Consider the following 25,374-nt stretch of genomic DNA (forward strand, 5'->3'; position numbering starts at 1 on the left):
ATGTCAGAACAATTAACCATTGCACCAAAAACTAATCATAAATCACTGTTATTTTCTGAACTTGCTTTAGATCTGGATAACCTGCAGGCGCATTTTGCCGTGTTAGGCATGCCTTATGGCGCGGCTTATACCCCACAGGATTATAACAACGATCAGACTAACGCACCCACCGCCATCCGTCAGGCATCTGACCGCGTGATTCGCAGCCCGGAGCGCTTTGATTTTGATATTGATGGCCCGCTGTTGCAGGGACGCGACGATGTGCGCTTTGTGGACTGCGGCGATGTGCCTGCCGATCTCAGCGATCCACGCGGGCATTTCCGCCGTGCCGAGCTGGCGACGCGCAAGATCCTTGCGGCGGGTGCGATCCCGATAGTGCTGGGCGGCGACCACGGTATCACCAACCCGATCCTGCGCGCTTTTGACGACCAGGGGCCGATCACCATTGTGCATCTCGATGCTCATCTTGACTGGCGCGATGAGGTCAATGGCATCAAAGATGGCCTCTCCAGCCCAATGCGACGCGCCTCTGAACTGCCGTATGTCAAAGAGATTATTCAGATCGGTATGCGCGCTTCGGGCAGTGCGCGCCAGGAGGAGGCAGACTATGCACGAAAATGGGGCGCTGAAATTATCACTGCCTATGAATTGCACGATATTGGTATGGAAGCGGTGCTGGCGCGTATCCCCGATGGCGGCCGCTACTACCTGACTATTGATGCGGATGGCCTTGATCCAACCTGTATGCCAGCGGTTGCCGGACCGGCGCCAGGCGGCGTGACCTTCGTTCAGGCACGAAAATTGATACATGGCCTGGTGAACAAAGGACAAGTGGTGGGGATGGACTTCGTTGAAATCCAGCCAGAAAAAGATATTAACCAGCACTCCTGCATGATTGCAGGCCGTCTGATTCTCAATTTTATCGGGGCCGCGATCCGCGCGGGCTATTGCGATACCACGCGTTAATTAACCTGGAAGATGCTGATGAAACTGAAAACCTTATTGCTGACGCTTTGCCTGCCTGCGCTGTTGCATATCGGCTCCACGCTGGCCGCTGAGCCGGTACGTGTGGCGATTGATCCCACTTTCCCGCCGATGGAGTACATCAAGGACGGTAAGCGCACTGGTTTTGATATCGATATGGCCAGCGCGCTGGCGGAAAAGCTTGGCCGCCCGCTGGAGTACACCGATATGGACTTTAAAGCGATGGTGCCTTCAGTGCTGGCCGGACGTTCCGACATTATTCTGTCGGCGATCTATATCACCGATGAGCGCAAAAAAGTGGTCGATTTTACCGACCCTTACTTCTCTGCCGGTCTGGTGGTAATGGTCAATAAAGATAACACCAGCATCAAAGGCCCGGCCGATCTTGCCGGTAAACGCGTAGCGGTGCAGGTGGGCACGAAGTCAGTCAGCGTGATGAATGCCCAATACCCAACCGCTAAATTGATTGAAGTGGAAAAAAATGAGGAGATGTTTAACTCGTTAACTTCCGGCCGCGCTGATGCGGTGGTCACCGGTAAACCGGCGGCGCTGCTGTACGCCAAAGCGCGTGGTGTCAGCAAAGTGTTAGACGAACCGTTAACCCGTGAGGACTACGGCATTGCCGTCAGTAAACGTGAGCCTGAACTGCGCGCTGAACTGAATAAAGCGTTGCAGGCAATTCGCGCCGACGGCAGCTGGCAGCGTATCCACGAGAAGTGGTTTGGCGTTGCGGGCAACTAAAGGAGCATAAATATGGTCACGTTTGATTTTACACCGGCCCTGGCAGGCTGGCGGGATCTGCTCTCAGGCGCGCTGGTGACCATCGAAATAACCCTGTGTGCCATGGTGTTAAGCTGCATTCTTGGCACGCTGATTGGTCTGGCGCGGGTTAATCCCGCGCGTAAAGCGCTGTGGCTGGCTGGCAACACCTATGTGGTGCTGGTGCGCGGCACGCCGCTGCTGGTACAGCTGTTTATCCTCTATTTTGGTCTGCCCTATTTCGGCATCGTGATCCCGGCGTTTGTCTGCGGGGTGATTGGTATGGGCTGTTACTCCGCCGCCTATGTGTCGGAACTGGTGCGTGGGGCGATTCTGTCGATCGACCGTGGTCAGATGGAGGCGTCGCGTTCGATGGGCATGTCCTCGGGGCAGGCGATGCGCTGGGTGATTATGCCGCAGGCGCTGGTGCGTATGGTGCCGCCAATGGCCAATGAGTTTATTGCGCTGACCAAGAATTCGGCGCTGGTATCGCTGGTAACCATTCATGACGTGATGCATGAAGGGCAGAAAATTATCAGCGTTTCCTACCGCTCGCTGGAGGTCTATATCGTGATTGCCTTTATCTATCTGATACTGACCAGCGCCACCATGCTGGCGTTACGCAAGCTGGAAAACAAGCTGCGCGCCGGAGGGATGGTGCAATGAGTCAGGGCATTATTCAGGTCAGTAAGCTGCAAAAATCATTTGGCGACAACACTATTCTGCATGGCGTTGACCTCGAGGTGCAGCGCGGCGAAGTGGTGGTGATTATCGGGCCAAGCGGCTCTGGCAAAAGCACCTTTTTACGCTGCTGTAACGGTCTTGAGCAGGCGGAAAGCGGCTCAATCCGCATCTGCGGTGAGCGACTGCTGGATAACGGCAAAATGCTCGACGATATCCGCCTCAACGCGTTGCGCACCCATGTCGGTATGGTGTTTCAGTCGTTTAATTTATTTCCGCATCTCACCATCCTTAACAATGTGGCGATTGGCCCGCGCAAAATTTTGCAACAGCCAAAAGCCCATGCTGAACAGCTGGCGATGCAACTGCTGGAGAAGGTCGGGCTGGCGCATAAAGCCACGGCGATGCCCGCCAGCCTGTCGGGCGGGCAGAAACAGCGCGTGGCGATTGCGCGGGCGCTGGCGTTGCAGCCGGAGGTGATGCTGTTTGATGAACCCACCTCAGCGCTGGATCCGGAGCTGGTGGAAGAGGTGCTGGCGGTGATGAAACAGCTGGCACGTGAAGGCATGACCATGATGGTCGTGACCCATGAAATGACCTTCGCCCGTGAGATGGCGGACACGCTGGTGGTCATGGAGGAGGGACGCATTGTCGAAGCGGGTAACGCCGCAGCGATATTTGCCAGTCCGACCCATGCCAGAACGCAGGCGCTGCTGAAGAAAATCAGTTAACAGAGAGAATCAGATGACCAATATGCGTGGCGTTGATCGGGTCAATCGCGCCTTTAGCGGGATTTCCACTTTTTTACGCGCCAACTACTGTGAGGATATCGCCCAGCTACAGGCAGAAATGGCGATATTTGGCGTGCCTTTTGATGAGGCTTCCCCTTTTATGCCTGGCACGCGGATGGCGCCGCGCAGTATCCGTGAACACTCAATGCGCTTTTCCCCCAGCGGATTTTATGATATTGCGCGTCAGCAGCATTTTCTTGCCAGTGAGATTACCGACGGCAAGATTCAGGATGTTGGTGATATCGATATTCTGCCCACCAATCTGTCACAAACGATGGAAAATATCTCCGCGATGACGCGCCAGTTACGGCGCAAAGGGGTGATTGCGGTGGCGATGGGCGGTGATCACTCGGTCTCTTACCCGCTGATTCGCGGCATTGAAGAGCCGGTGCATGTGATTCAGTTTGACGCCCATCTCGATTTTGCCCCGGTGCAGCACGAGATGCACTACACCAACGGTCAGCCGTTCCGCCATATTGCTGCGTTACCGCAGGTAAAAAGCCTGACGCAGGTGGGGATCCGCAGTCTGCGCGTGCGTCCGGGCGAAATCGCCGATGCACAGGCGCAGGGCAGCCGTATCGTGCCGGTAAATGATTTTCGCCAGTGCAGCCCACAGCAGATCGCCGCACTGTTACCCGCTGGTGAGAAGTGTTACGTCAGCATTGATATCGATGTGCTGGATATGGCGCTGGTGCCGGGATGCGTCTCTGCTGAGCCTGACGGCCTAAGCTACGCCCAGCTGCGCGATACCCTGTGTGCGCTGGCTGAACGGATGGATATTATTGGTTTCGATTTAGTGGAGGTGAATCCGCTGCTGGATGTTGCAACCGGCATGACTTCTTACCTGGCGGCGCATACTATGGTGGAGTTTATGGGTCATATCTTTGCCCACCGGTAACGGTCAGAAACAGCGGTGCGGCGTCTCTTCAGGGAAACGGGAATAACAATGCAGCGGATATATGTAAATGGTGAGTTTGTTGACCAGCATCAGGCGCGGGTGTCAGTTTTCGACCGCGGCTTCCTGTTTGCTGATGCGGTGTATGAAGTCACTGCGGTGGTTAACGGTCAGCTGGTGGATTTTGACGGTCATATGCAGCGGCTGCAACGCTCCTGCAAAGAACTGGCATTGCGGGTGCCGCTGAGTGCGGATCAGCTGCATCAGATCCATCTGACGCTGATTGAGCAGAATGATCTGCATGAAGGTTCGATTTATCTGCAGTTAAGCCGTGGCAGCGCCGGTGTGCGCGATTTTCACTTCCCCGGCCCGGATGTGGAACCGACGCTGGTGCTGTTCACCCAGCAGCATGCGATTGTGCAGCATGCCAAATTGCAGAACGGGCTGAAAGTGGTCACCTGGCAGGATATTCGCTGGCAGCGTCGTGATATTAAAACTGTCGGCTTATTAGCTGCCTGTATGGCAAAAGAGTATGCCCGCGCGCAGCAGGCTGATGATGTGCTGTTTGTCGAGCACGGACTGATTACTGAGGGCAGCTCCTCCAACTGTCATATGGTGCTGGCGGATAATACGCTGGTCACCACGCCGTTAAGCCATGCCATCTTACCCGGTATTACGCGTGCAACGCTGTTGCGGCTGTGCGCCGCCGAAGGCATCAATGTGGTCGAGCGCTCCTTCAGCCCGCAAGAGGCTTATCAGGCGCAGGAGCTGTTTATCAGTTCCGCCACCACCTTTGTGTTACCGGTCGTCGCGCTGAATGGCCATACCATTGGCGGCGGCGTGCCGGGGCCGGTGGTACAGCGTCTGCGCGAGCGCTATATTCGCGAACTGACTAGCCAGTAATTTGTGAGGCGGGCGGCGTTTTCACCACCCGTAGTAATGACTTCCATCAATCCGAAACTGGCGCTGATATTTGCCCGAAAGCGCCAAAAAAGACTACGATTTCAGACTGGCCGTAAAAATCAGCGGATTAAAACTACAGGGAGTCGTAATGAAGAAGGTTCTCCGGGCATTTCTGCCGCTCTACACCACCACCCTGTTAATGCTGCTGGGATCCGGCTTACTCACCACCTATGTGTCGCTGCGGCTTGCCCATGAGCAGGTAAGCGGGGCGCTGATCGGTGGCATTACCGCCGCCAACTATATCGGTCTGGTGATTGGCGGTAAGGTCGGGCACAACCTGATTGCGCGCGTCGGCCATATCCGCGCCTATGTCTCCTGCGCCGGAATTATTACCGCATCGGTGCTGGGCCACGGGCTGACCGATTTCTTACCGCTGTGGATTTTTCTGCGCCTGATTATCGGGCTGTGCATGATGTGCCAGTATATGGTGCTGGAGAGCTGGCTGAACGATCAGGCGGAAGCCAGTCAGCGCGGCGTAATCTTTGGCCTGTATATGGTGGCGACCTACCTTGGCCTCTCCGCCGGTCAGTTTATTCTGGTGATGCAGAGCGATTTTGGCCTCACCAGCTTAATGATTGTGGCGCTCTGTTTCGCTCTCTGCCTGGTGCCGATCGCGCTGACCACCCGCACCAATGCGCAACCGATGTCCCCCGCGCCGATGGAGCTGGGCTACTTCTTTAAAACCATCCCGCGCCTGCTGATTATGACGCTGGTGATTGGTATGGCGGTGGGCGCGTTTTACGGTATGGCGCCGGTCTATATCAGCCAGCTGGGATTCAGCGCCCACCTGACCGGGGTCTTTATGGGGATTACCATCTTCGCCGGGCTGGTGTCGCAATTTCCGCTAAGCTGGCTGTCAGATCGCATCGACCGTAATCGCCTGCTGTTTATTACCGCGCTGATCTTTGCGCTGGTGTCGATTCCACTCGCCCTGCCGATGCAGTTTAGCTTTACGCTGATTGTCGCCATGGCCTTTGCCGTCAGCATGATGCAGTTTTCCCTCTATCCGCTGGCGGTGGCGATTGCCAATGATCAGGTGGTGCCCGAGCGCCGCGTCTCGCTTACCGCCTGCCTGTTAATGGCGTTTGGCATCGGCGCCTGTATTGGTCCGCTACTGACCGGCGCAATTATGCAGCCGCTGGGCGGCAATATGCTCTACTCCTTTTTCTGTCTGTGTGGCGTGGTGATTGCCGCGCTCAGCTGGCAGAAAGTCTCTGCGGTGACCCCCTCTGATGAAGTGCAGTTCCCCCATGTTGCGTTGCCGGATGGGATGACCAGCTCGCCGCTGGCAGTGGCGCTGAACCCGACTATCGATGAGGAAGAGATCCAGTCGGTAATGGTTAATAGCGAGGAGGAGATCCCGGAGGTTGCCCCGGAAGATGAGGATCAGGATGCGCCAGTGAAGTAACGCATCACTTGTTATGTGATGCCGGTCACTAAACTGCATCTCGCCGGTATGCAGCCAGCTTGCTGTTGATGGATTATGTTTTTCATATAATCATGTTTTGAAATTTTATTTTCATTCAAAGCGACGTTATTAACGGCAACTGAACGAGATAAGGAAATAAGTATGAGATTAGGCTTAGTGGGCTACGGTCAGGGCGGACGTTATTTTCATGCGCCTTTTATTGCGGCGGCACAGGGTATTGAGCTGGTCGGGGTGGTTGCCCGCGCTGCCGAAACCATCGCCCGGGTTAAAGCGGACCTGCCAGACGTCAAAATCTATCCCAGCCTCAGCGCCATGCTGGCGGATGGGGTTGATGCGGTGACCATTACTACCCCTCCGGCGACGCGCCGTGAACTGGTGCTGGAAGCGATTGCCGCCGGGGTGGCGGTTATTGCCGATAAACCTTTTGCTCCCAGCGCTGAAGTGGCGCGAGAGCTTGATCAGGCGGCCAGGGCCAAAGGGGTAGTGCTGGCGGTGTTCCATAATCGCCGCTTTGACGCTGATATCCTGACGCTGCGTAAAGTCCTGCAACAAGGTTCGCTGGGACAGTTGTGGCGTTTTCACTCGCGGATGGATCTGGACGAGAACACACTGGAAGGTGGCGCACAGGGGGGCTTACTGCGCGACCTTGGCAGTCATCTGGTGGATCAGGCGATCTGGCTGCATGGTCCGGTCAGCACCGTGTATGCACAATTAGACTTTGTCAGCGTCGAGGGGGAGCAGACCGATGCCAGCTTTGTACTGACGCTGACCCATCAGTCGGGGGTGCATTCACACCTCTCCGCCAGCAAACTTAATCATCTGACGGCACGCGAACTGCGCTGTTATGGCGATGCGGGCAGCTACTCGGCATCGGGCACTGATGTACAGGCACAGGCTATTTTTGCCGGTCTGCGACCGGTGGACGATCCTGCCGGTTGGGGAATTGAGAAGCCAGAATTGTGGGGCACACTGCGCACCGCAGACGGCGACAAAGTGATCCCTTCTGAGCAGGGCGCTTATCAGGCCTATTATGAGCAGTTTGCCGCGGCAGTGCAGCAGGGCGGTAAGCCGCCGGTCAGCGCCAGCGAGGCGATCCTGACGCTGAAAGTGCTGGATGCTGCCCGTATCAGCGCCAGCGAAGGGCGGGTGGTGACGATAGATTAACAGGCCATGGGCGGCACAATGCCGCCCATGGCTTTGCAGGCACTTAAGGAACTACCGGAAACGTCCGGCAAATGACTCGGCAATCGCCAGGATCGCCGCATGAACCGGACCACAGGTAATGGTGGGGATCACTGACGCATCCACCACATAACCATTATCCACACCATGGATACGCAGCCGTCCATCCACCACCGAATCCTGCGCGGTTTTTCCCATCTGACAGGTGCCTACCGGATGATGATGCGTAATCACTGCCCGCGAAATAAACTCGCTAAGCGCGGCATCATCCTGCACCTGCTCTCCCGGCAGCCACTCTTTTTCCCGCCACGGACTCAGTGCTGCGTCATTGCCAATCTGGCGGGCAATTTTTAGCGCTTTAATAAAAGTCTGGCGGTCATGTTCTGTTTGCAGATAAGCCGGGTCGATCAGTAATTTATCGTTGCGGTGTGGGCCGCTGAGCGTAATTTGTCCGCGACTGGTGGGGCGGGTAACACCACACAGCAGGGTATAGGTGGTGCCCGGTTCCGGCTGCGGAAAGCTGTCGGCAACTGAAGGCGCACAGACACAGCCGAGTACAATATCCGGCTGGACATCGCGCCGGGTTATATCCGCCGAATGCAGATACATCAGGGATTCCGAGTGTTGTAAGCGGGTTTTGCCAATCGGCTGACGCGCCAGCCACACATTGCCCGCCGCCAGCAGATGGTCATGCAGATTTTTACCCACCTGCGCCAGCGGCAGCTGACAGCTGATCCCCAATGCCTCCAGTTCACTGGCGCAGCCAATACCGGATCGCATCAGCAGGGCTGGCGAGGCCAGGGCCCCGGCGGCAACAATCACGTTATCTGCCGAAAGGGTCTCCGCTTGACCGGCAATAATACAGTTCACACCGCTAATTTTATTGCCTTCGAGCAGCAGCTTTTCCACTTCGGTGTGTAACAACAGTGTCAGGTTATGGCGTTCACCTGCCGGTTTCAGCCAGGCATCGGCAGCTGACACCCGCTCGCCCTGACGGATGGTCAGCGAGTTGGGTGCGACGCCGCACAACTGTCCGCGGTTATGATCGCCAAGCCAGGGCGCACCCTGATTCAGTCCGGCCTGCATATAGCTTTTCACCAGCGGATGAACCTCTGCATCTGGCAGCCAGACATCTAACGGACCATCAGCGCCATGCACCGCGCTGGCGCCGCCAGAAAAGCGCTCACTTTTGATAAACCACGGCAGCAGACCCTGCCATGACCAGTTGTCATCACCGGTGGCCTGCGCCCAGGCGGCAAAATCATCCTGATGACCACGCACATGCGCCATCGCGTGTAAGCAGCTGGAGCCGCCGACGGTACGGCCACGTGGCCAGGGATGGATACGGTTTGCGGTGCCGGATTGCGCTAAGGTTGCGTATTGCCAGTCATAGGCTCTGCCCTGAATCAGCGGCCACATCGCGGGCTTAGCGATATCCGGATCCGTCGGCCATTCACCAGCCTCAAGCAACGCCACCTGGCAATCCGGGTTTTCTGAAAAACGCGCGGCCAGTACTGAACCTGCGGAACCGCCACCAATGACCAGCACATCAAAATGACGCATACCTTTCCCCCGTTACTGGTGATCTCAGGCGTAATCCTTCTTCGAAGGTGCAAAACCTAAGCGACTGATGATTTTTTGTTGCACAACCGCCAGGTGCTGCCACATGGCGCGTTCGGCGCCGTCGCAATCGCGGCTGGCGATGGCATCGGCAATCAGATGGTGTTCCTGGTCTCGCTGTGCGATACGGTCATGGGTGGTCTCTTCATCACTTTGCGCAAAGCGCAGGCGGCTGTCGCTGGCCACCTGGTTCAGCAACACAAAGAGTTCGCTGACCAGACTGTTACGTGAGCCAGTGGCAATCGCGCGATGAAAACGCTGGTCGGCTTCGCTGGGGGTCAGATCATCTGGCGTGCTGGCGGCGGCCTTAATTGCCGCAATCTCTTCTGGCGAGGCGCGTAATGCCGCCAGTCTGGCCAGCGCCGGTTCCAGCATCATGCGCATCTCCATCACTTCCAGCGGATTGGTGGATCGCACCAGATCACTGCCAATAAAATTACTGACCGCATCCTGTGGCGTATTGCTGTGGTTGCTGCCTTTCTCCACGCGGCTTTTTGCTTTTGGCTCGCTGGTGCGGCGGCCCGGACGTGCGGGTGGGATCTCACCGCGGTCGCGCATCAGTTGTAAAGCTGAGCGCAGCAGATGGCGCTTGATATTCAGTTTTCCGGCCAGCACGCGCTCCGCCGGTAACATCCCTTTGGTCTGGGTCAGCTTTTTGATCTCACTGACAAGGTGTTCCAGCTTCTCCTGCTGCTTCTCCTTGACCGGTGAGCGGGTTGCCGCAGATTTAATGGTTGTCATAAGGCGATCCTGTCAGTTTTCTGTACCCGTGATCGTCAGGGCAGAGTTGATGTCGATTATCCATGTTATGCAACCAGTTAAATAGGTTAGATAGTAAAATCATTTAAAAACATATGGATAAATTGTGATTCTTGCGTTTCAGTATTGGCTGGCCGCGTTTTTTAGTTATCATAACCGAAAAAATGGTGCTAATAAAACCATTTATGAAATGGTTGATTTTTAAGGTTGCGGGACATAATGTGAAGATCTGTCTGGCCATTATCCTGTGAGGTTATGATGCGTTCCGCCTTTGCCCAGCCGTTATTTACCCTGACTACCGGTCCGGTTGATGTCTATCCGGCGGTGTCGCGGGCATTATCGATGCCGGTCTGGTACGACTACGACCCGGCTTTTCAGAACTGCTTTGAACGCGTCAGCCTGAAGGCCGCACAGGCGCTGGAAAGCGCCACGCCGCCGCTGATCTTACAGGGTGAACCGGTACTGGCGCTGGAAGCCGCGGCGGCATCGCTGCTTAGCGCTGAGGATATGGTGCTGAATCTGGTTTCCGGCGTATATGCCGCCGGTTTCTCTGAGTGGGCGCGGCGCTATTCGCGTCAGGTTGAGGAGCTGCGCGTTGAATTTAATCAGGTGATTGATCCTGTCGCGGTTGATGCATGGCTTAGTCGTCATCCGCAGATTACCGTGGTGGTGGTTTGCCACCATGACACGCCGTCCGGCACCCTAAACCCACTGGATGAAATTGGGCGGGTGGTGAAAAAACATGGCAAATTGCTGCTGGTGGATGCGGTTTCTTCGTTTGCCGGTGTGGCGGTGACGGCGGCCAGTTGCCAGGCGGACCTGTTTATTACCGGCCCCAATAAATGTCTCGGCTGTCCGCCGGGCTTAAGCCTGGTGGCGGTATCTGACGCTGCCTGGCGGAAAATCGAGGCCAATGACGCTGCGCCGCGTGCGTCGGTACTCAGCCTGCTCGACTGGCGTGATGCCTGGTCAGCGGAAAAACCTTTTCCGTATACCCCATCAGTGGCGGAGATCAACGGGCTGGAGGCGGCGCTGGACGGTTATTTGCAGGAGGGGCCAGCGCAGGTCTGGGCGCGCCACAGGCTAACCGCACAGGCATTTCGCGCCGGGATTCAGGCGATGGGACTTAGCCTGTGGGCGGCGGATGAAAGCATTGCTTCACCAACGGCAACTGCGATACGCGTGCCCGACGGGGTAAATGAAGCGCAATGGCGACTGCGCGCGCGTGAGTGTTATGGCGTGATGTTTTCGTCAGGGCGCGGTGAAACGCTGGGCAAGGTATTGCGTGTCGGCCATATGGGGCCGACTGCGCAACCGATGTTTGCGATTATTGCGCTGACCGCACTGGCGGGGGCACTTAATCAGCTACGCGAGCCGCAGCTGGATATTGGCGCTGGCGTGGCGGCGGCAATGGCGGTGATTGGCTAATCATGGTCAGTTATAAACCGGCGCTGCTGTGCGAAATCAATATATCTGGTTGTATTTTAACCGCTAATCAGATGTGTTAAATTCTGCGCAGGTCAATCTGGATGACAGGAGCCACGGAATGGGTGCAACCCCTACACCGCATGATGCGGTCTTTAAACAGTTTCTTACTTACCCTGCAGCCGCAAGGGATTTTCTGCAAATCCATCTGCCGCCGGCGCTGCTAAAGCATTGCGATTTGGCAACACTTCATCTGGAATCATGCAGTTTTGTTGAAGAGGATTTGCGTGCGTTCTATTCGGACGTGTTGTATTCGCTGAAAACGGTTCGCGGGGAAGGGTACATCCACTGCCTGATAGAACATCAGAGCTCGCCCGACAGGCATATGACCTTCAGGCTGATGCGCTACGCCATCGCGGCGATGCAGCGTCATCTTGATGCCGGGCATCATCGTCTGCCGCTGGTAATCCCCATCCTGTTTTACCACGGTACTACCAGCCCTTATCCTTACCCGATGAACTGGCTACAGGCTTTTGATGACCCGGAGCTGGCCGCGCGCGTCTACGGCGGTGATTTTCCGCTGGTGGACGTTACAGTGATCTCCAACGATGAGATCATGTCGCACAAAGGGGTGGCGTTGCTGGAGTTTCTGCAGAAAAATATTCGCGAACGCGACCTGATGAAGCTGCTGGAGCCGCTGGCAACGCTGATAACAAGTGATTACACTACCGATATGCTGGTGACTGTAGCGATGAATTATCTGCTGCAGGTGGGAGAAACGGCGGACCCGGAAGCATTTATCCGCGCGCTGGCAAAGCGGGCCGGACAATATGAGGAAATGATGATGACGATGGCAGAAAAGCTGGAGCAGAAAGGTCTGAAGCGAGGTCTGGAACGAGGTCTGGAACGAGGTCTCGAGAGAGGGCGTCTGGAAGGTATACTGGAAGTCGCACGCAAAATGTTGTCCCGGGGGCTGGCGCTTGCTGATGTGATGGAAATGACCGGCCTGACGGAAGATGAACTGAATCAAGCCCGTCACTTATAACCTGCGGTCAAATTTTTCCATATCGCTCAAGCCGCCGCGGCGCAAAAACTATGCAGCTACCGCTTTACGTCAAAACGGTAGCTACGGCCAGTACAGGTTTAACGCGCGCCGCGAATATAGGGCGCGCCAAGCGCCGCCGGTAAACTGGCGCGGCGGCCAAACAGCAACAGCACCAGCATCACGGTAATAAATGGCAGCATCTGAATCACATCGGTCGGCACATCCACCCCCAGCACCTGCAGCGCAGTGGTCATCGACAGGCAGCAACCAAACAGCAGCGCGCCCGCCAGCACCCACAACGGTTTGCCGCGCGCCAGCATCGCTAACACGATGCCGATAAAGCCGTTGCCCTGGGTCATAAAGGGAACAAAAATGCCCGCGCCGACCTGAGACATAAACGCGCCGCCCAGACCGGCAAACAGTCCGGTGATCAGCACCGCCAGCGTACGCGTGCGCAATACATTGACGCCAGCGGCATCCAGCGCCGCAGGTTTATCGCCTGCCGCCTGCAGATATAAACCGGCCAGCGTGCCGCGATAGATCATGGCAAACAGCGGCACCGCCAGTACTGCCAGATAGATAATCAGCGGCTGATTAAACAGCGCCTGGCCGAGCACCGGAATATTGCTGAGCCCGGGAATCGCCCAGCTTTCGATATTACCCAGTCGCGGATAGGTGCGGCTAAACTGAAAGTAGTGCAGCAGAGCGGTCGCGCCCTCGGCGCCCAGCGTGATGGCGATACCGACCACAATCTGATTCAGTCGCCACCAGACGCACAGCAGCGCCATCAGTCCGCCGGTCAGGGCTCCGGCGAGACCGCCCGCCAGCAGACCTAATCCCATTGACTGGCTCTGCCAGGCTACGTAAAAACCCAGGTAACCGCCGCTAAGCATCATGCCTTCAAGGCCGATGTTCAGGACGCCCGCTTTTTCCGACAGCTGTTCACCGAGACCAGCCAGCAGCAGCGGCACACCAGCGGTGACTGCGCCCAGCAGCAGTGAAGTCAGAAAGCCAACCGTAAACAGATCCATGCTATCCCCTCACTTTTTGTCGTTGACGCTGTTCAACACATTCGGTCAGTCCCAGCACCAGCATCAGTACCGCAACCGTAACCAGCGTGAAATGGTTGGGAATATCCATGCGGCGCGCGGCACTTTCACTGCCAATCGACAGCATGGAAAACAGAAAGACAAACGCAATGGTGCCAAAGCCGTTAAAACGCGCCAGAAACACCAGCGGCACCACCACCAGGCCATAGGCCGGATTCCAGTCGGCGCGCACATTGCCCTGCACTCCCATAATTTCCACTGCGCCAGCCAGACCGGCAAGGGCAGCCGAGAGGGCAAATACTGCCAGCGTCAGCAGGCTCACGGAAATCCCGGCATGGATTGCCGCTTGCGGATTAGCGCCCACCACGCGCAGTTGCAGACCAAAGGCGGTGCGCGTCATCATCCAGTGCACCGCCAGAATCGCCAGCAGACCGAGCAGTAACCCGCTGGAGATATGGCTGCCAAACAGCATGGGTAAGCGATCTTCCCACGGCAGGGTACGGGTTTGCGGCACGGTGGTGCTGGGATCAAAAAACACCAGCTTTACCAGCACATTTGCCAGCGAAATACCGAGAAACGACATCATCATGGTGGTAATGATTTCATTGATATTTTGCCAGGCTTTTAGCAGACCGGGCAATAACGCCCAGACGCCGCCGACCACTGCCGCCGCCAGCATCGCCAGCAGCAGGGCCAGCCATACCGGCGCCCCCCAGGCGAGCAGCGCAGGGGCCAGCGCGGAGGATGTCACCGCGCCGAGCAGGAACTGGCCGTCACCACCCAGGTTCCACAGCCCGGCGCGAAAAGCGACGATCAGGCTGGCAGCAATCAGTAACAGCGGGCCCATCCGCGTTAAGGTGGCGTCCAGCCCGGACGGGGTCAGCAGCCCTTTGCGCACGATATAGCTGTAATACTCCAGCGGATTCACCCCCATCACCAGCAGCAGACTGCCGGTGATCAGCAGCGCAATCAGCAGTGGCGCCAGTGAAAAACTGAGCCGGGTCAGCCACCGTTTGATCCACGGCGGAAAGGCGACGCCTGACGTTGTCAGGCCAGTGGGTCCGGATTGACTGCTCATTAATGCACTCCACTCATCAATTCACCCACCCGGCTACGGGCGGCAGGATCGTTGTCGACAATGCCGACAATCTGGCCTTGCGACATCACCGCGATGCGGTCGGCCAGCTCAAGAATCTCTTCCAGATCGGTGGAAATCAGCATCACGGCGCTACCGGCGGCGGCAGATTCGCGGATGCGGCGACGGGTTGAGCGGATATTCTGCAGATCCAGTCCGTAGGTGGGTTTGGAGAAGATCACCGCCCGTGGCGTATCGCCAAGTTCGCGCGCCAGCACCGCTTTTTGAATATTGCCGCCGGAAAGCTTACCGATCGGGGTGTCGGTTTGCGGTACGCGAATATCATATTCACGGATACGCGCGGCGCTCCAGCGGGCAATTTCCGCCGACTGTTCAATGCCATGACGCCAGAACGGCGCTTCGCCAATCTGTTTTAACAGCAGATTAGTGGCGACCGGAAAGGTGCTGACCGTGCCTTCGCCATGCCGGTTATCAGTGACATAGCGTAAACCGCGCCGCCGTCGTTCACCGATGGAGCAATTTTCTATCGACTCGCCATCCAGCCAGATACGGCCGCTGCTTAATGGACGCTGACCGGCAATCGCCTCCGCCAGCTGTTTCTGGCCGTTGCCATCAATACCGGCGACGCCAACGATTTCGCCGGGACGGATACGCAGCTCAACACGGCTGACCGGCACCAGCTTATCGCTGACTTCCAGCGCATGAATTTCCAGCACCGGTTTTGCTGTTGGCTGGCAGCTGCTGTGGCGTACACCACCCGCTACTTCACTGCTCAGCGAAGGATCGAGGTTAAACATCAGTTGCACGACCTGACGGGTCGCCTCTTCACGGTGTAATGCCCGCAAATTATCCGGCGTAATTTCGCCCACTTTGCGCCCGAGTCGCAGTACCGAGATGCGGTCGCCCCAGTCCAGCGCTTCATTGAGTTTGTGAGTGATAAACACCACCGCTAAACCCTGCGCCACCAGCCGACGCATCAGCTGTCCCAGCTCGCTGGCGTTTTGCGGCGTCAGCATCGCGGTTGCTTCATCGAGAATCAGCACCCGGCTACCGCGCAGCAGAGTACGGACGATTTCCGCCTGCTGCTGTTCACCCAGCGACAGCGAACCGGCCTCAGCATAAGGATTAACGTTAACGCCAATTTGCTGGCTGACGCGCTGAATTTCTGCGGCGAAATGCGCGCGTGGCGGGCGTTTCCACCAGCGTTGACCCAGCGCAAAGTTATCGACTACCGATAGCGACGGCACCATCATTGAGTGCTGGAATACCGTGCCAATCCCCAGATCCAGCGCCCGTTGTGGCGAGTTAATCGTGCGAATTTGCCCCTCCAGCTCGATGCTGCCCTCATCCGGCTGTAACAGACCTGCCAGCATACTCACCAGGGTGGATTTCCCGGCGCCATTCTCTCCCAGCAGCACATGCACCTCGCCGGGCCACAGGGCAAAATCCACCTGATTGTTGGCAACAATGCCGGGAAAACGTTTGGTTATCTGCCTGACCGACAGCGCGGGCAGGGGAGCGGACAATAATTCACTCATCATGGCCTCCGGCTAATCAGCAAATTAAGACTTACCGGCGTTTAATAAGTCATGCAGGGATTTGGCATCATATTCGGCCGGTATTTTGATTTTTCCGGCAATAATCTGATCTTTTAACTGATTGACACTCTGCCAGACGTCATCCGGAATATGCGCGGTTTTTAATAAACTGATCGAACCGTCAGCTAAAGAGGTGGTGTAATTATGGCTGCCATATTTATCTGCTTTTAAATCACCGATCATGGCAGTAAATACCGGGGTTAAATTCCATAATACCGAACTTAATAAATTGCCTTTATCAATTTTCGATTTATCGCCAATCACATCGATAAACCAGACTTTACCGCCATCTGCGGCTTTCGCGGTTTCTACCGCCTGCAACATGCCAAAGCTGGAGCCATTGCCCTGACCAAAGATAATATCGGCGCCGGCGGCAATCACCGAGGAGGTGACGCGTTTGCCGCCTGCGGCGTCGCTATAGGCCGCCGGACCAATCACCGCATAGCGAATTTTGATATCGGCTTTGGTGGCGCGTGCGCCGCGAATAAAGGCGTTTGATTGCGCATTCCATGATGGCGGTTCGCCTGAGACCACTACGCCGATCGTGCCGCTACGGGTCATTTTCGCCGCCAGCGCCCCGGCCAGATAAGCGCCTTCATGGCCGCTGACGGTATAGTCGGCGACCAGCCCGGCTTTCAGTGATGCCGGGCTGTCGGTGACCGCCACCGGCACGTTACTCTGCTGGCCAATTTCTGGCGCCGCCTGGTTGTAACCGCTGGCATGGGCAATCAGCAGCTGAGCGCCATCGTCAATCAGATCGCGCAGCGCCGGACGGATATCGCCATAGCCGAGGTTTTCCGCCACCATCACTTTAACGCCCGCTTTGGCCCCGGCCGCTTTGGCGGCGTCAATTCCCTGCTGGTTCCAGCCAAAATCGGTGCCGGGTTCCGGGCTTAAAATAGCAATCGATTTAATCTCTGCGGCATAACTGGTGGCGCAAAAAAACAGACTAACTAACAGCACGCGATGCAAATTTTGCCAACTTCTCATCATCTGTTTCCTCATTAATATTATTGTTGACATTGTCTTTAATTAATTAAATATTTTATTCGTCTGGCGATGTTATCTGGCCGTTTCCTTTATCCCGGGAGTTACCATGCGAATGAGCTGGTTGTTTATTTCTGCCATTATAATTTTATCTCCGCTGCACGCAGAGGAAACGCTGCATATTGAACGGGGCACACAAGGCCTCGATAAATTTATTATTGCGGTAAATAATCAGGGCCAGCAGCCTTTGTCTTGTGAAGTCTCTACCGCACACTGGTACTCGGTGGCGCTGGGCGATATTCTGCCGGGCAGAACCCTGCAAGCCGCACTGTGGAAAAACACGCGCAGCGGTGAAGTGTTTATTCTTAACCAGCAGCAGGATCGCCTGCCGGTGCAGCGCTTCTGGTGTGGTCAGCAGGGCGCCAGCTGGCAAACCCGCTATCAGTTTACGCTGCCCGATCGGCGTCAGCAGACGCCGCAGTCGCACCAGTTTAACTGTCGCGAAGCGGCGCACAGTACGCAGTGCCAGCCAGTAAGCTGACAGATCAGACTCTCTTCCTGCCATTATCCCCTCCGCGCCTGGCCAGTTAACGGAATGAAACAGCGTAATCACTGACTTACGCTGTTCAGGTCACTGCAGCAATACTCAGATGCATTTCATTAAGCTATCGCTATAACCAATATGCAACCAATATCTTTGGTTGATCCAGATCGTTTGGTTATCATAAGGCGAAAGGTCATAGAGTTTTCCATTGGCTGCATTGATTGAGCCGGCGATCTTACGCGGGATTTATCTGGCCTTAATTTGGTTATTTAATTGTTTTTAATGGTTTATTTTTACTTTTCTTTTGGCGTTTTTTTACTGTTTTCGCACGGTTATTCATCGCTTAATTTTTTTTAACCAATACTTTTATGCTCGCTATTATTGGTTGAAATATTTCTGTTGTTGTGTTTTTCTGGCTGTACCGGGCAGGCCAGCACCAGAGGAATTCCCGGAAATGGTTGAGTTATTGGTTTTGCTGTTCAGTACGGCACCGGGCGTTCAGTGCCGTAACAGGTTCTTAAACTCAGGGGGTAGCCAGTGGAAGCGATGTTGAAAGGCGTAGCACAACAAAAACTGAAAACCGGCGCGGAGTTCAAAGCTTCGTTAGATGATGGCCGCCAGCTGTGGGTAAACGGCAAAAAACTGGAGAAGGTCACTGATGAACCGGCGCTTTCTGCCGGCATCGACTTACTGGCATCGATGTTCGACGATCAGTTTACCGCCGAACACGCGGACGCCACCACTGTCACCGATAGCGTCAGCGGCGATGTCTATAGCCGCGCCTGGCAGATCCCGCGCACCATTACCGAACTGCAGGATCGTCGCAAGATGATCGAGTACACCTCATTAAAAACCGGCGGCACTTTTGGTCGTCCGCCGGATCTGGCGCCGGCGATTGCTGTGGGACTGTATGCTTATCTGCCAACCTTTAAAGCGAAAAAATCCACCTTTGATGGCTGCCAGCCTGACTTCGCGGAAAATATCGAACGCTATCTGGCTTATGGTCGCGACAATAACCTGACAGCATCGGAAAGCCTTGCCGGACCGCAAACCGATCGCTCATCACCGAAAGCGGGCGAAGCCTCGCTGCTGCGGGTTAAAAGCATTGAACGCGGTGGTATCCGTGTCTCCGGCGCCAAAACTGTCGGCTCGATCGCCGCGCAGGCCAATGAAATTTTCTTCACCAACCTTGGTGGCATTCAGGAAACGCCAGCGGAAGCCTGTATCTGGGGATCGGTGCCGATTAATTCGGAAGGGATTCGCTTAATTTCCCGTGAAATGGTTTCCCATCCTGGCGCCGATCCTTTCGATCATCCGATTGCCCGCCTCGGTGAAGAAGCTGACCAGTTTATTATTTTCGACAATGTGTTTGTGCCCACCGAGCGCATCTTTAACCTCGGCGATCCGACGGCGATGCAGTATTACGGCCCGGTCTGCACCTTTGCGCACTGGCATGTGTTAACCCGTCTGGCGGTCAAAGCGGAGCTGTTTGTCGGCGCGGGCCAGCTGGTGCTGGATGTGCTGGGGACTGGCCGTATTCCGGCGGTGCAGGCGATGCTGGGGGAACTGATCGAATATGCGCAGACTCTGCGCGCCTTTGTTTATGCGGCGGAAGCCAAAGCACAGATGACCGAAGGCGAGGTGATGGCGCCGGATGTCGGCATGTTAACCACCGGGCGTCTCTACTCGATTCAGCACTACCCGCGCATTATTCACGTGTTGCAGGAGATGTGCGGACAGGGCCTGGTGATGCGCTTTGGCAAAGCGGCGTTTGATAACCCGGATATCGGCCACTACCTGCGCGATCTGCTGGTCGGTCATGGCGCCAGCGCAATGGAAAAAGAGCAGCTGATGAACTTTATCTGGGATATGACCACCAGTTCGCTGGCAGGCCGCGTCGCGCTGTTTGAAAACGTCAACTCCAGCCCGGCGCCGCGTCTGCGTGCCCGTCTGTATGAAGAAGTAAAACGTGATGTGTTTGTTGACCAGGTGAAGAAGCTGGCAGGGCTGGTCTGATCGCCACGTTTTTTCTGTGGCGATGGCGAATACGCGTGAGAGCCGTTGTGCTTTTGCGCGTCATTATCGATGTCGGGGACGCGCATGTTTAACGAGTATGCAGACTATGATGGCCTGGGGCTGGCGCAGCTGATTCGTCAGCGTGAGATCAGTGCGCAGGAGGTGCTGGAAACGGCAATTACCCTGTGTGAACGCGGTAATCCGGCACTGAATGCGGTGGTGCATCCGGCTTATGAGATGGCGCGGCAGCAGCTGCGCCAGGGTCTGCCAGACGGGCCTTTTGCTGGCGTGCCGATGCTGATTAAAAACACCGGTTTTGAGGTCAGCGGACAGCCGCTTTCCAGCGGCTCGCACCTGTTCAGTGGAGTGGTTTCGGCGCAGGACAGCACGCTGATTGCACGTTATCGCCAGGCGGGTTTACTGTTGCTGGGAAAATCGAATACGCCGGAATTTGCCCTTAGTTTTACCACTGAACCGCTGGCGTATGGCGCCACGCGTAATCCGTGGGATCTGCAGCGTACGCCGGGGGGCTCTTCCGGCGGCTCTGCGGCGGCGGTGGCTGCCGGCTGGATGCCGCTGGCCAATGCCTCCGATGGTGCCGGTTCGACACGCGTACCGGCTTCGCACTGTGGCCTGTTTGGTTTTAAACCCAGCCGGATGCGTAATCCACTGGGGCCGGTGGCGGTTGAAGCGATTGCCGGTATGTCGACGCCGCATGCGGTCAGCTGGTCGGTGCGTGATAACGCCGCTCTGCTGGATGCCAGTGCTGGCGCCGATCGCGGCGATCCCTATGCCGCACCTGCCAGCGCCGCCAGTTTTTTACAGGCGGTCAGCCAGCCACCGCGTTCGTTGCGCATCGGGCTGATCACCCATTCGCCATTAGGTCATGCGATTGACCCGGATATTCTGCGGGTGGTGAATGAAGCGGCAAGCCTGTGCAGCACGCTTGGCCACCAGGTGGAACCTGCGGTTTGCGCCTATGACATCGAAGCCCTGATGCGCGCCTGGCGCATTATCCTTGGCGTCAATGTCGCCAGTGGCATGAACAGTTTTGCCGCCGCACGCGGTATCGCCGATCCGCTGTCACTGCTGGAGCCGGTTAATCAGCAGTGGATCCTTGAAGGACAACAGTGGCGCGGCCTCGACTATCTGTGGGCGATTAATCAACTGCATGCAATGGCGCGCGCCATGGGGCAATTCTTCAGTCAGTACGACATTCTGTTATCGCCGGTCACCAGCGAAACTGCGCCGCTGCTCGGTGAGATGCAGGGCGATACCCGCGATCTTGATGCTTTTTATCAGCGCTTCTGGCAACACGGTCCCTTTACCTGCGTGTTTAATGCCGCCGGTTGCCCGGCAATGAGCGTTCCGCTGGGAATCTCCACCCGTGGATTGCCAATTGGCGTCCATTTTGGCGCGGCCTTTGGCGAAGAAGCCACGCTGTTTGCGCTGGCTGGTCAGCTGGAGCTGGTGCAGCCGTGGTTTAAGCGCCGTCCTTCTATCCATTCAGGAGTCCCGCATGTCTCTGACTGAGCAGGCCATTCTTGCTTTAACTGCCCGCGCACTGGCGGCAAAAATACAAGCCGGGGAACTTAGCGCTACGGCGGCCATTGAGGCGCGTCAGGCGGAGATCGTCCGGCGTGAACCGGTGATTCTGGCATGGCAAACGCTGGCGGCGGAACAGGCGCTACAGGCGGCGCAATTGCTGGATAGCCGTCCACACAAAGGAGCGCTGGCTGGCGTAGCCATTGGCGTCAAAGATGTGATTGATACCGTCGATTTGCCAACCGGTTATGGTTCGGCGTTGTACAGCGGTTTTCGTCCCGCCTGGGATGCCAGCTGTGTGGCGATGGCGCGCCGGGCCGACGCCATTATTCTTGGCAAAACGGTGACCACTGAATTTGCCATGGCCAGCCCGAATCAGACTCGTAATCCGCATAATCCCGCGCATACGCCAGGCGGTTCTTCCAGCGGATCCTGCGCGGCAGTCGCCGCCAATATGGCGCAGGTGGCCTACGGTACGCAAACTTCAGGATCGATTATTCGTCCGGCCTCTTACTGCGGCGTGGTCGGTTATAAACCGAGTTTCGGCACCATTAACAGCACCGGCGCCAAGGTGCTGTCGCACTCGCTGGATACCATCGGGGTGATCACCCGCAACGTACGCGATGCCGGTTTTGCCAGCGCGCAACTGGCCAGTCAGCCGCAACTGCATATTGGCGATGCCAGCCATAAGCCGCGCATTGCGCTGTTCCGCTCCTCTAACTGGGCGCAGGCCGGGGCGGATTCGCAGCAGGTGCTCGAGTCGGCGGCCAGCCGTCTGGCGGCCGCAGGTGCGCAGGTGAGCGAAGTGGCGACGCCGGATCACTTTAGCGAACTGTTTGCGATGCATGACGCGGTGATGGGCTGGGAAGTGGCGCATGCGCTGGCCTTTGAGCATCGCCGCGCGGAGATCACCGAAGTGACCTGCCGTTTTCTCGATTTCAAAGCAGAAACCACGCTGGCGCAATATCAGCAGGCGATGGCCAGCATCGGCCAGTGGCGCAAGCGCATGCAGGCGCTGATGGACGGTTATGACCTGTTCCTGACGCTGGCCGCGCCGGGCGAAGCGCCGGAAGGACTAAGTTCAACCGGCGATCCGGCGTTTAACCAGGCGTGGACGTTACTGCATACGCCGTGCATTACCTTACCGGCCGGGCGCGGACCCAAAGGTTTACCGCTGGGGATTCAGCTGGTTGGGCGTATCGGCGCGGATGCGCAGCTGCTGCAGTGTGCGGCCTGGATTGAAGATCATTTAGCGGACGACAGCGTCTAGTCATTCACCGCTCTCAGGCCCGATGTGTTAACAGGATCAGTATGAAGCTAACCGCGTCTGCCGTTACGGCCTCGCGCAGTAACCAGTTTTTCAACTGGTGCGCGCTGTTTATGCTCGCCGCGGCGATTTCTCAGCTGTTAACGCTGATTAATTTCCCGGCAGCAGCACTATTAGGTTCGATGCTGGCCGGGGTCTGTTTTGCGGTCAGCGGTAATGAACGCAAGCTGTGGCGTCCGCTGTTTCTGCTGGCGCAGGGGGTTGCCGGTTGCCTGATTGCCACCAATCTGACGCCGGTGATATTGCTGTCAGTAATTGCCAACTGGCCGATCCTGCTGTTGTCGGTCTGCGCCACCTTACTGTTTTCATTTTGTATCAGCTGGGGGCTGCGCTATTTCGGCAAAGTATCGGCGGAAACCGCCATCTGGGCGGCAATGCCCGGTATGTCGAGCGCGATGGTGATTATCGCCTATGAACGCAATGCCGATGGTCGCGTCGTGGCGCTGGTGCAATATATTCGTCTGGCGGCGGTGGTGCTGGCGGTAACCCTGGTTTCGCATCTGTTTGCCACCCCGGCAGCGGTGATCAGCAGCGCGAAACTGTTTAGCTTTACGCCGATTGCGCTGAGCGCCTTGTGCAGCACGCTGGCGATTGCCGCACTCGGCCCGTTAGCCGCGCGCTATATGGCTTTCTTACCGGCGGCGGCGATGATGGTGCCGCTGATTGTCGGCGCGGTGTTAAGCGCCAGCAATATCTACCATATGACGCTGCCGGGCTGGGTGCTGAATCTGGCGTTTGCCGCTATCGGGCTGGAAGTTGGCCTGAAGTTTACCCGCGCGATCCTGCTGCGGCTGATTCGGCTGATCCCGCTGGCGCTGCTGGCGTCACTGGCGCTGATTGGCCTCAGCGCGCTGTTTTCATTGCTGCTGAGTTATTTAATGGGCGTCGATCTGCTGACGGCTTTTCTGGCTACGGTGCCGGGCAGTATCGACTCGGTGGCGATTGTCGCTATCGCCAGCCATGTGGATGTGACTTTTGTTCTGGCCCTGCAAACCGTGCGTATGTTTGTGGTGGTATTGGGGGCCCCGTTTTTTGTTCGACAATTACGCCGCTTACCTGGCTGGGAAAAAGAGGAACAACTATGACAACGGGTCAAAATACTCTCGAAGATCAATTCCGTGCCGCCATGCGCCAGCTGGCGACGGCGGTGAATATCATTACCACCGGGCAGGGGGATGAACGTCGTGGCCTCACCGCCTCGGCGGTATGCAGCCTGACGGTTACGCCGCCGATGGTGCTGATTTGCGTTAATCACTTTGGTGAGGCGCATCGCGCAATACTGGAAAACGGCGCTTTCTGCGTCAATGTGCTGAATGCCGAACAGCGTTTTCTGGCGGATATCTTTGCCGGGCAGGCGGGAGTGGAACCTGCCGAACGTTTTTCTCACGCCAGCTGGAGCGAACTGGAAAGCGGCGCACCGGCGCTGGATGGCGCGCTGGTGAATATCGATTGTCGCATTGCTGAACGTGTTCAGACCTCAACTCACAGTGTGTTTTTCGGTGCGGTCGAGGCGATACGTTTCGGTCAGCAACATACGCCGTTATTGCATTTTGATCGTCACTATTTCTCGCTGGCGACCGCCAGCATCGCCTGAACCTAATCTGATTAAGGAGCATAAGATGGCTGTAAGTGATAGCGATTTGGTTAGCGGCTGGCAACAGGTTCTTACGCTGTGTCAGTTAAAGGCCGGTGAACAGGTTACGCTGCTGACCAGCACCGACTCCCATCCGCAGGTGGTTAATACCTGTGAAATCGCCTGCGGTCTGATGGGCGCAGTGGTGACGCGTCTGGTGCTGCCGCCGCTTAACGGCGAGAAAGCGCTCAGCCCGGATAAGTCGGGCTATGTCGGCAAGACCGCGCTGGAGACCAATAAAGTGGCGCTCAGCGCGCTGAAAAGCAGCGATCTGATTATCGATACCATGATGCTGCTGTTCTCGCCGGAGCAGGAAGAGATTCTGAAAGCCAACACCCGCATGCTGCTGGCGGTGGAACCGCCGGAGATTCTGCTGCGTCTGCTGCCGACGCTGGAAGATAAACAGCGCGCGATGGCCGCCACCAGACGCCTGCAACAGGCGAAAACGATGACCGTCACTTCGCCGGCGGGTACCGATTTCCGCTGCGCACTGGGCGCTTATCCGGTACTGACTCAGCACGGTTTCTCCGATGTGGCGGGCAAGTGGGATCACTGGCCAAGCTGCTTTGTCGCCACCTGGCCTGATGAAGGCAGTTCGCACGGTAAAATTGTGATTGATAGCGGCGATATCATTCTGCCGTTTAAACGCTATGTGCGTGAGCCGGTGACGCTGATTATTGAAGAGGGCTATATTCGCCAGATTGAGGGCGGATTTGACGCCGAGTTTATGCGTAGTTTTATGGATTCGTTTAACGATCCGGAGGCTTATGCCATGGCGCATGTTGGCTGGGGATTGATGACGCGTGCGCACTGGAGCACGCTGGGTCTCTATGATCGCGAGTCCACTATTGGCATGGATGCGCGCGCCTTTGCCGGTAACTTCCTGTTCTCCAGCGGGCCAAACACCGAAGCGGGCGGCACGCGTGATACGCCTTGCCATCTGGATATCCCGCTGCGTAACTGTTCACTGTCGCTGGATAATGAGCCAATGACGCTGAACGGGAAAGTGGTGTCAGAGGATCAGCGTTAAGACGTTAGCAGGGGCG

23 protein-coding genes are annotated in these 25,374 nt (G+C 56.6%); 17 read left to right on the forward strand and 6 right to left on the reverse strand.

Annotated elements, in window-relative coordinates:
- From J2125_RS16300 to J2125_RS16335, 8 genes are all read left to right on the forward strand, one after another.
- A complete protein-coding gene (locus tag J2125_RS16300) occupies positions 1-966 on the forward strand; it encodes an agmatinase (protein WP_017800790.1) in 966 nt (321 codons plus the stop codon).
- An 18-nt stretch (positions 967-984) separates the two neighbouring features.
- Positions 985-1,725, forward strand: coding sequence for a transporter substrate-binding domain-containing protein (locus tag J2125_RS16305; RefSeq protein ID WP_017800791.1), 741 nt, complete (start codon positions 985-987; stop codon positions 1,723-1,725).
- A gap of 12 nt (positions 1,726-1,737) precedes the next feature.
- Positions 1,738-2,409 carry an amino acid ABC transporter permease gene (locus tag J2125_RS16310; RefSeq protein WP_017800792.1) on the forward strand — a complete coding sequence of 224 codons (672 nt, stop codon included), beginning with the start codon at positions 1,738-1,740 and terminating at the stop codon, positions 2,407-2,409.
- The gene (locus J2125_RS16315) at positions 2,406-3,155 is read left to right on the forward strand and encodes an amino acid ABC transporter ATP-binding protein (RefSeq protein WP_017800793.1); all 750 of its coding nucleotides are present in this window, start codon (positions 2,406-2,408) and stop codon (positions 3,153-3,155) included. The genes J2125_RS16310 and J2125_RS16315 overlap by 4 nt, the downstream gene beginning before the upstream one ends.
- Positions 3,156-3,168: 13 nt before the next feature.
- Positions 3,169-4,113 (forward strand): arginase family protein, encoded by a 945-nt coding sequence (locus J2125_RS16320; protein ID WP_017800794.1) that lies wholly within the window; start codon positions 3,169-3,171, stop codon positions 4,111-4,113.
- 48 nt (positions 4,114-4,161) lie between these two features.
- On the forward strand, positions 4,162-5,013 hold the full coding sequence (locus tag J2125_RS16325) for a D-amino-acid transaminase (protein ID WP_017800795.1): 852 nt from the start codon (positions 4,162-4,164) through the stop codon (positions 5,011-5,013).
- Between the two features lie 148 nt (positions 5,014-5,161).
- Entirely contained in the window at positions 5,162-6,481 is a 1,320-nt protein-coding gene (locus tag J2125_RS16330; protein ID WP_017800796.1) for an MFS transporter, read from the forward strand.
- Between the two features lie 162 nt (positions 6,482-6,643).
- Positions 6,644-7,666 (forward strand): Gfo/Idh/MocA family oxidoreductase, encoded by a 1,023-nt coding sequence (locus J2125_RS16335; RefSeq protein WP_017800797.1) that lies wholly within the window; start codon positions 6,644-6,646, stop codon positions 7,664-7,666.
- Positions 7,667-7,717: 51 nt separating this feature from the next.
- On the opposite strand, the gene J2125_RS16340 is transcribed toward J2125_RS16335, so the two are convergent.
- Both J2125_RS16340 and J2125_RS16345 read right to left on the reverse strand, forming a co-directional pair.
- On the reverse strand, positions 7,718-9,247 hold the full coding sequence (locus J2125_RS16340; RefSeq protein ID WP_017800798.1) for a GMC family oxidoreductase: 1,530 nt from the start codon (positions 9,245-9,247) through the stop codon (positions 7,718-7,720).
- A gap of 24 nt (positions 9,248-9,271) precedes the next feature.
- Complete coding sequence (locus tag J2125_RS16345; RefSeq protein WP_017800799.1) at positions 9,272-10,045, reverse strand: FadR/GntR family transcriptional regulator; 774 nt, start codon at positions 10,043-10,045, stop codon at positions 9,272-9,274.
- A 273-nt stretch (positions 10,046-10,318) separates the two neighbouring features.
- Between J2125_RS16345 and ppaT the strand changes: the two genes are divergently transcribed.
- Both ppaT and J2125_RS16355 read left to right on the forward strand, forming a co-directional pair.
- Positions 10,319-11,491 (forward strand): pyridoxamine--pyruvate transaminase, encoded by a 1,173-nt coding sequence (gene ppaT, locus J2125_RS16350; protein ID WP_017800801.1) that lies wholly within the window; start codon positions 10,319-10,321, stop codon positions 11,489-11,491.
- 118 nt (positions 11,492-11,609) lie between these two features.
- Positions 11,610-12,533: an Rpn family recombination-promoting nuclease/putative transposase gene (locus J2125_RS16355; RefSeq protein WP_017800802.1), complete on the forward strand. Its 924-nt coding sequence runs from the start codon at positions 11,610-11,612 to the stop codon at positions 12,531-12,533.
- Positions 12,534-12,631: 98 nt separating this feature from the next.
- On the opposite strand, the gene J2125_RS16360 is transcribed toward J2125_RS16355, so the two are convergent.
- From J2125_RS16360 to J2125_RS16375, 4 genes are read right to left on the reverse strand one after another with little or no spacing between them, the layout of a single operon-like run.
- Positions 12,632-13,564, reverse strand: coding sequence for a putative B6 ABC transporter permease subunit 1 (locus tag J2125_RS16360; RefSeq protein ID WP_017800803.1), 933 nt, complete (start codon positions 13,562-13,564; stop codon positions 12,632-12,634).
- Between the two features lies 1 nt (position 13,565).
- Positions 13,566-14,660 (reverse strand): putative B6 ABC transporter permease subunit 2, encoded by a 1,095-nt coding sequence (locus tag J2125_RS16365; RefSeq protein ID WP_017800804.1) that lies wholly within the window; start codon positions 14,658-14,660, stop codon positions 13,566-13,568.
- The gene (locus J2125_RS16370) at positions 14,660-16,219 is read right to left on the reverse strand and encodes a putative B6 ABC transporter ATP-binding protein (protein ID WP_209499509.1); all 1,560 of its coding nucleotides are present in this window, start codon (positions 16,217-16,219) and stop codon (positions 14,660-14,662) included. The genes J2125_RS16365 and J2125_RS16370 overlap by 1 nt, the downstream gene beginning before the upstream one ends.
- Before the next feature lie 21 nt (positions 16,220-16,240).
- The gene (locus J2125_RS16375; protein WP_026111651.1) at positions 16,241-17,269 is read right to left on the reverse strand and encodes a putative B6 ABC transporter substrate-binding protein; all 1,029 of its coding nucleotides are present in this window, start codon (positions 17,267-17,269) and stop codon (positions 16,241-16,243) included.
- 109 nt (positions 17,270-17,378) lie between these two features.
- Here J2125_RS16375 and J2125_RS16380 point away from each other — a divergent pair, with 109 nt between their 5' ends.
- The 7 genes from J2125_RS16380 (at position 17,379) to J2125_RS16410 (ending at position 25,358) form a co-directional block, all read left to right on the forward strand.
- Positions 17,379-17,804: a hypothetical protein gene (locus tag J2125_RS16380; protein ID WP_017800807.1), complete on the forward strand. Its 426-nt coding sequence runs from the start codon at positions 17,379-17,381 to the stop codon at positions 17,802-17,804.
- A 549-nt stretch (positions 17,805-18,353) separates the two neighbouring features.
- A complete protein-coding gene (locus tag J2125_RS16385) occupies positions 18,354-19,823 on the forward strand; it encodes a 4-hydroxyphenylacetate 3-hydroxylase N-terminal domain-containing protein (protein ID WP_040462433.1) in 1,470 nt (489 codons plus the stop codon).
- 84 nt (positions 19,824-19,907) lie between these two features.
- Entirely contained in the window at positions 19,908-21,356 is a 1,449-nt protein-coding gene (locus tag J2125_RS16390) for an amidase (RefSeq protein ID WP_017800809.1), read from the forward strand.
- Positions 21,343-22,638 carry an amidase gene (locus J2125_RS16395; protein WP_017800810.1) on the forward strand — a complete coding sequence of 432 codons (1,296 nt, stop codon included), beginning with the start codon at positions 21,343-21,345 and terminating at the stop codon, positions 22,636-22,638. The genes J2125_RS16390 and J2125_RS16395 overlap by 14 nt, the downstream gene beginning before the upstream one ends.
- 41 nt (positions 22,639-22,679) lie before the next feature.
- Positions 22,680-23,780 (forward strand): AbrB family transcriptional regulator, encoded by a 1,101-nt coding sequence (locus J2125_RS16400; RefSeq protein ID WP_017800811.1) that lies wholly within the window; start codon positions 22,680-22,682, stop codon positions 23,778-23,780.
- The gene (locus J2125_RS16405; protein ID WP_017800812.1) at positions 23,777-24,289 is read left to right on the forward strand and encodes a flavin reductase; all 513 of its coding nucleotides are present in this window, start codon (positions 23,777-23,779) and stop codon (positions 24,287-24,289) included. Before J2125_RS16400 ends, J2125_RS16405 begins: the two co-directional genes overlap by 4 nt.
- Positions 24,290-24,314: 25 nt before the next feature.
- Positions 24,315-25,358 carry a 2,5-dihydroxypyridine 5,6-dioxygenase NicX family protein gene (locus J2125_RS16410; RefSeq protein ID WP_017800813.1) on the forward strand — a complete coding sequence of 348 codons (1,044 nt, stop codon included), beginning with the start codon at positions 24,315-24,317 and terminating at the stop codon, positions 25,356-25,358.
- Positions 25,359-25,374 lie beyond the last annotated feature (16 nt).

The sequence above is a fragment of the Winslowiella toletana genome, from assembly GCF_017875465.1.
Taxonomy (GTDB): domain Bacteria; phylum Pseudomonadota; class Gammaproteobacteria; order Enterobacterales; family Enterobacteriaceae; genus Erwinia; species Erwinia toletana.